The sequence below is a fragment of the Gemmatimonadota bacterium genome (assembly GCA_026706845.1).
Taxonomy (GTDB): domain Bacteria; phylum Latescibacterota; class UBA2968; order UBA2968; family UBA2968; genus VXRD01.
In genome coordinates, this window is record JAPOXY010000251.1 from 1 (window position 1) to 6934 (window position 6934).

A 6934-nucleotide genomic window follows, 5' to 3' on the forward strand; every position below is an offset into this window, starting at 1 on the left:
AACGGGAGAACTCCAGGTGATAGATAATATACTCCCACAGAGAACAGGATGAACGAAGCTACTGCACGGTTAAAAATCAATAGACTACTCGAGTCAGCGGGATGGCGATTTTTTGACGCAGGAGACAAACCCGCCAATATTCGCCTCGAAGCAGGTGTTGATCTCAACACCCTCGGGGACAACTTCGAGAAAACCCGCAAAGGATTTATCGACTTTCTGCTACTGGATGATAGGGGATTTCCGCTCATCGTTCTGGAAGCCAAGGCAGAGGAAAAGCAACCGCTGGCAGGAAAGGAACAGGCGCGGAAGTATGCCCGCTCACAGAACTGCCGATTCGTTATCCTCTCCAACGGAAACCTGCACTACTTCTGGGATCTCGAGCGGGGCAACCCCTACATCATTACCGCATTCCCAACGCCAGATTCGGTAGGTAGCTACCAAAAGACTACGCCCAACCCACAGCGTCTGGTGGATGAGCGCGTCAGCGATGACTACATAGTTCTCACCCAACGCCCCAATTATGCGTCGGAAGCCGCATGGAAAAACGAAGCCGAACGTCCCAGCTTCATCCATGCCAACAAACTGCGCTTCCTCCGCTCATATCAATTGCAAGCCGTCCACGCCCTGCAACGCGCGGTGAAAGACGGCCAGGATCGCTTCCTATTTGAAATGGCGACTGGCACGGGCAAGACCCTCACCGCTGCCGCCATCATCAAGCTATTCCTTCGTTCTGGCAATGCCAGCCGCGTACTCTTCCTGGTGGATCGCCTCGAATTGGAGGACCAGGCCAAAAAGGTCTTCACAGAGTTGCTCTCAGCCGACTTTGAGACAGTCATTTACAAAGAGAACCGCGACGACTGGCGGCGAGCCGAGATTGTAGTCAGCACGGTTCAATCCTTCTTATTCGACAACAAATACCAGAAAATCTTCTCGCCCACGGATTTCGATTTCGTGATCTCCGATGAAGCACATCGCTCCATCTCGGGCAATGCCCGCGCCGTATTCGACTATTTCGTCGGATACAAACTCGGACTGACCGCAACGCCCCGCGACTACCTGCGGGGTGTCAAAACATCTGATCCAAAAATACGCGACCCGCGCGAGATTGAGCGGCGCCTGCTACTCGACACCTACCGCACCTTTGGATGCGAGAGCGGACAACCCACCTTTCGCTATTCCCTACTCGATGGCGTAAAAGATAACGTCTTGATCAACCCAACCGTTGTTGACGCCCGCACCGATGTAACAACCCAACTCCTCTCTGAGCAGGGCTTCGTCGTCTCGTTCACCGATACCGAGGGCGAAGACCACGAGGAAACCTACAAACAGCGCGAGTTCGAGAAGCGATTTTTTTCCGACGCCACCAACGTACTTTTCTGCAAAACCTTTCTCGAAAACGCCCTGCGCGATCCCGTCAGCGGTGAAATAGGCAAGTCCATCATCTTCGCCGTCAGCCAGAATCACGCCGCTCACTTGACCAACATACTCAACGAAATGGCTCACCGGAAGTTTCCCGGCAAGTACCAGTCCGACTTCGCCGTACAGGTCACATCCATGATACCAGACGCACAACAATTCACCATCAACTTTGCCAATAACAACCTGCTCGGCACCGCCAACTTCCTGCCCCAATACCGCACGAGCAAAGCCCGCGTATGCGTCACCGTCGGCATGATGACCACTGGCTACGACTGTCCAGACATCCTCAACCTCGGCTTATTCCGCCCCATCTTCTCACCCACAGACTTTATCCAGATCAAAGGCCGAGGCACGCGGAAGCACGATTTCCGCGACCTGCTCTTAGACGACAGTCACAAGGAACGCATCGCGCACCCTGAGAAAACCGCCTTCAAACTCTTTGACTTCTTCGGCAACTGCGAATACTTCGAAACCGAATTCAACTATGACCAGATACTGGAACTGCCTGCGTACAGGCACAGTAATAAAGGCGATCCCGAGCCAACTCTACCTATTGGTATGTACGAGTACCTGGGCGAAGATATGCTCTCTAAAATTGACGTAGAGCACATCGGCTACGACGGCATGAAAATTGACCGCATGTTCTTCGACAAATTTGCAGACACTGTGCGCGAGAACAAAGCCATAGTAAAAGCCGTTGAAGCCGGACAGTGGGATCACGTAATCGACTATGTGAACCGCGAAGTCTTTGACAAGCCCGAGGAATACTATACCCTCAACAAACTCCGCCAGGCAGCAGCCGTAGATCGTCGTCTGACTCTGCGCGAGATATTGGAAAAAGTCTTTGACCTCATCCCACACTTCAAGTCTAAGGACGAGTTATTGGAAGAAGAGTTCAACAAGTTTGTCGCCGATAACAAACCGGAAGATGCCTACTCCATACCCGCCCTCAAAACCTATTTCAAGGCGTACCTCACCAGCGACCAGATACGTCACATCATCGAAAACCGCGCATACACCGAACTCGCCACCAACCCGGTCTTCTCTATCCGCGACTTCCGCGCCGTGCCAGAGAAGTACCGCGCACTCATTCCCGAATATGTCAAAGATTACGTACCATTGAATCAGTTCGTTGCTTAAAACAATAGCCACAAAAGGAAGTCCTACCCATGCTCGATACAGATACCAAACGCCGTATTGACACTGCCCGCGATATTCTGGTGGGCAAAGTACCCGATCCCAAGAGTCAGGTTGAGCAGATCACCATAGCACTGATCTACAAATTCATGGACGACCTGGACGCCGAAAGTGAAGAACTCGGAGGAGAACGACAATTCTTCGCCGGAGAGTTCGCCCGTTTCGGTTGGGCAAAGCTGATGCGCTCTGGCTTGGGTGGACACGAAATGCTCAATCTCTACGCCGATGCCATTACCAGGATGCCAGAAAACCCAGGTATTCCACTTCTATTTCGGGACATTTTTAAGAATGCCTTTTTGCCCTACCGCGACCCCGAAACCCTGCGCGCCTTTCTCAAAATCATTGATGAGTTTGAATACGATCACTCCGAACGGCTCGGCGATGCTTTCGAATATTTGCTCTCTGTACTCGGTTCTCAGGGAGATGCCGGACAGTTCCGCACACCGCGCCACATTATCGACTTCATCGTCACTGTCATCGACCCCAAAAAAGACGAAAGCGTACTCGACCCCGCCTGCGGCACCGCCGGGTTTTTAATCTCATCCTACAAGCACATACGCAAAGCCAACACCAACGAACAGGGCCAAATTACGCTTACACCAGACGAGCGAGGGAGACTGGCGGACAATTTTAAGGGCTACGACATATCGCCCGATATGGTGCGTTTATCACTCGTGAATATGTACCTGCACGGCTTTGCCGACCCGCATATATCTGAATACGACACCCTGACCAGCGAGGAATACTGGAACGAATACGCCGATGTCATTCTCGCCAATCCGCCATTCATGTCGCCAAAAGGGGGCATCCGTCCACACAACCGCTTCTCCGTTCAATCCAGACGCAGCGAAGTGCTATTTGTCGATTATATGGCCGAACATCTAACGCCTGCAGGACGCGCCGGTATCATCGTTCCCGAAGGCATTATCTTCCAGAGTCAGAACGCACACAAACAACTCCGCAAGATGCTGGTGGAAGAATTTCTCGTCGCCGTCGTCTCACTCCCCGCTGGCGTATTCAATCCGTACTCAGGCGTCAAAACTTCCATTCTCATACTGGACAAAGTACTGGCGAAAAAGACTGACCACATCGCCTTCTTCAAGGTAGAAAACGACGGTTTTGATTTGGGCGCACAACGGCGGGAGATTGACAAAAACGACCTGCCGCAAGTAGCAGAGGAACTTTGCGAATATCTTGCGCGACTACGGGCGGACGAAACAGTGGATGACCCCCAACTCACACTAAATGTCGCAAAACCTGAAGCGCAATACACAACCGATAAACCCATCACACACAGACTCGTCGTTGAGAAATCAAAAGTAGCTGAGGGTGGGGAATATAACTTGAGTGGAGAGCGGTATCGAGGGAGTGCAGTTCGTCTGTCGCAATTTCCTATCGTACCATTGGGTGAAGTGGCGGAAGTCATTTCTGGACAATCACCGCCCGGAAAGTCCTACAATGATACTGGGGTAGGGACGCCGTTCTATCAAGGCAAAACTGAGTTTGGACAAATGTTTATCGGGAAACCCACAAAATGGACGACGGATCCGCGAAGATTTGCTGAGAAAGGCGATATTCTTATGTCCGTGCGTGCTCCTGTTGGACCTGTCAACCTAACAACACAGCGTATCTGTATCGGACGGGGACTCGCCGCTATTAGACCAATCAAAAATCTGCTACTCACTGCCTATATTTTCTATGTTCTCCATAGCTTGGAATCAGAAATAACCGGAAGCACAGGATCAGCATTCTCATCAATAAACAAGAGCGACATCCAGATCATCCAAATCCCCCTACCGCCACTTGAAGTGCAACGGGAAATCGTCTCGGAAATAGAGGACTATCAGCGAGTGATTGACGGGGCGCGGGCAGTGGTGGAGAACTATCGACCGAACATTGCGGTTGATCCTGAGTGGCCTATGGTGGAAGTCAGAGAAGCCTGTGTTGTAAACCCGCGAAAATCAGATATAGCAGCAATGGATGGCGCAAAAATCGTTTCCTTTGTACCGATGTCCGATATGGGCGAAAATAGGATGTACTTTGAGGCCAAGGATTACAAATGTCTGAAAGAGGTTGGTTCCAGCTATACATATTTCAAGGACAATGACGTACTAATTGCAAAAGTGACGCCATGTTTTGAAAACGGCAAAGCGGGAATTGCCAAAGGCTTGAGCAACGGAATCGGCTTCGGTTCAAGTGAGTTCTATGTGCTGAGACCAACTGAGGAAGTACTCCCCGAATGGATATTTCTGTGCGTCGCTACTCCTGCATTCCGCAGATGGGCAACACCGCAAATGACGGGGACGGGGGGATTGCAACGGGTACCGAGGCGGGCGGTAGAAAGCTACAAAATACCTCTTCCCGCTTCGAATATTCAGCAACAAATCGTCGCCGAAATCGAATCTGAGCAGGTACTGGTGGAGACCAACCTCAAGTTGATTGAACGATTCGAGAAGAAGATACAGGATGCGGTGGGGAGGGTATGGGGGGAAAGCTTTACTTAATATTTTTTGCAGCAACATACAATTTGGAGGATAGACCATGATTCTTGTTTTCGTAGGTGCAGGAGGATCTGCCGCTGTTGATCCCGAACAGTATCCAACCACTGTCGAGTTTTTCAGTCGTCTCCCCGATAATATTAAAAAGGACCCTTTATTTTTTCAAGTCTGTGAATTCTTAAAGATTCAGAAAGATGAACAGCCCATAGATATTGAGGAAATATTGTGGACTTTGGATGAATTGGCTACACTTCGGCACCGTTGTTTGTCCGTATGTGATCCTAAAAAAATATTTGGATGGCTTCTACATGATCGCATGAGCGGCATCCTTACAGAAGCTACTAATATTATTGCATCGTTTCTGCATCAGATGAACGGTTCAGGATGGAATAAAATTGAAAATCTAAAAGATGACATCAATGCCTTAGTGTATGACTTATATGCAACACCTCCCGACAAAGACAAGCTATCGAATTGGGTACAATTACTTCAAGGGCTCGTGCAATATGACTCAAATATCGAAATATTCACGACAAACTATGATCGAGTGCTGGAACAGGTTATTGATGTGGGCAAGATAAATTTGGAAACAGGTCTAAAGAGCAATGTTGATAGCCTGATATTGGACACCTCCATCTGGGATACCCCCGGGGTTCCTTACAATAATCATGGACGGTTGACCAAGCTGCATGGGTCTGTGAACTGGCAACGTAGCAACGACGGCATTATCATAAGTAATCCCATTTTCACGGGAAACCATCAACAGCATTCAATCTTGTATCCAGGATATAAAGGAGTGCCTAACGAGGAACCCTTCACCAAATTTCATGAGCACCTGCAAGCTGTAGTACAACAAGCGAGTGCGGCAATTTTTATTGGGTATGCTTTTCGCGATGACTATATCAATACCATTCTCTCCGAACTCCCTTCAGAGATTCCAAAATTCGTTATCAACAAAGATGATGCACTCCCCGATTTCTCTTTTTTAGATGAGTGTCAGCATCTTAAAAATGGACTCACGGAAGAGTCAGTTAATATCTTTCCTGGACCAATTCGTCCGAGCCGTGCTTAAACAGGTCGCTGGAGAGGATTGGCAATAAGTAGCGCAGGCAAATTAAGACCGATTGACCTTTCATTCGTTGATTGAGCGATTCGAGAAGAAGATACGGGATGCAGTGAGAAGGGGGTGGGGAGAGAACGAGGAGGCTGGACCGGAGGTGGAGTTACCCCGTTTTGGTGCGAGTATTTAGAGCTTGGATTTCAAGCCTGTGATTGATGTAGTGTTCCCGTGGCCAACTGCATCCACAAGGGATTGTGGTGCTCGACCAGGCATAAGCAAAAGGCTGTCGATCTTATTCGGTTGATGGCCTTTTTTCGTGTATAGATCACTCCTGTATCTACAGCAGATCGGATACACCAAAAGCGACATCCTGTCGGATCTTCTCGTCTTTGTTGTCCATCTAAAAAAATTTTTACCGAAAAAAACCATTTCGAATATTATTTCCTATATATAGGTGAAAGGGCGATCCACGCCCACAAATCTTGCGAGGCTGAACCAACCTCGCAATTCCAATAAGGAGGCAGTAATGACAACAGCAACGAAGAACATGCAGGGATTCGAGTTTTTTGATATTGAACGACTTGAACATTTTTCCTATGAGGAATTACGCGAGTACGCAAATGACCTCAGCAAACTTTACGCATCTCTTGATGGTGGAGTGAGACGTCGTACACCTGGCGAGTCCTACATTGTAGGAGCGACTTTCAGAGTCTTGAGGTCTCGAACACCGCACGGACAATGGGAAGCCTCCCTTAAAAAC

General features: G+C 49.2%; 4 protein-coding genes. All 4 read left to right on the forward strand.

Features of this window, described 5'->3' with window-relative positions; genetic code table 11:
- Nucleotides 1-48: 48 nt before the first annotated feature.
- A complete protein-coding gene (locus OXG87_22135) occupies nucleotides 49-2559 on the forward strand; it encodes a DEAD/DEAH box helicase family protein (protein ID MCY3872256.1) in 2511 nt (836 codons plus the stop codon).
- 29 nt (nucleotides 2560-2588) lie between these two features.
- Nucleotides 2589-5120: an N-6 DNA methylase gene (locus tag OXG87_22140; protein ID MCY3872257.1), complete on the forward strand. Its 2532-nt coding sequence runs from the start codon at nucleotides 2589-2591 to the stop codon at nucleotides 5118-5120.
- 37 nt (nucleotides 5121-5157) lie between these two features.
- The gene (locus OXG87_22145; protein MCY3872258.1) at nucleotides 5158-6186 is read left to right on the forward strand and encodes an SIR2 family protein; all 1029 of its coding nucleotides are present in this window, start codon (nucleotides 5158-5160) and stop codon (nucleotides 6184-6186) included.
- 514 nt (nucleotides 6187-6700) lie between these two features.
- On the forward strand, nucleotides 6701-6934 hold a 234-nt coding region (locus OXG87_22150), incomplete at its 3' end, for a hypothetical protein (GenBank protein ID MCY3872259.1).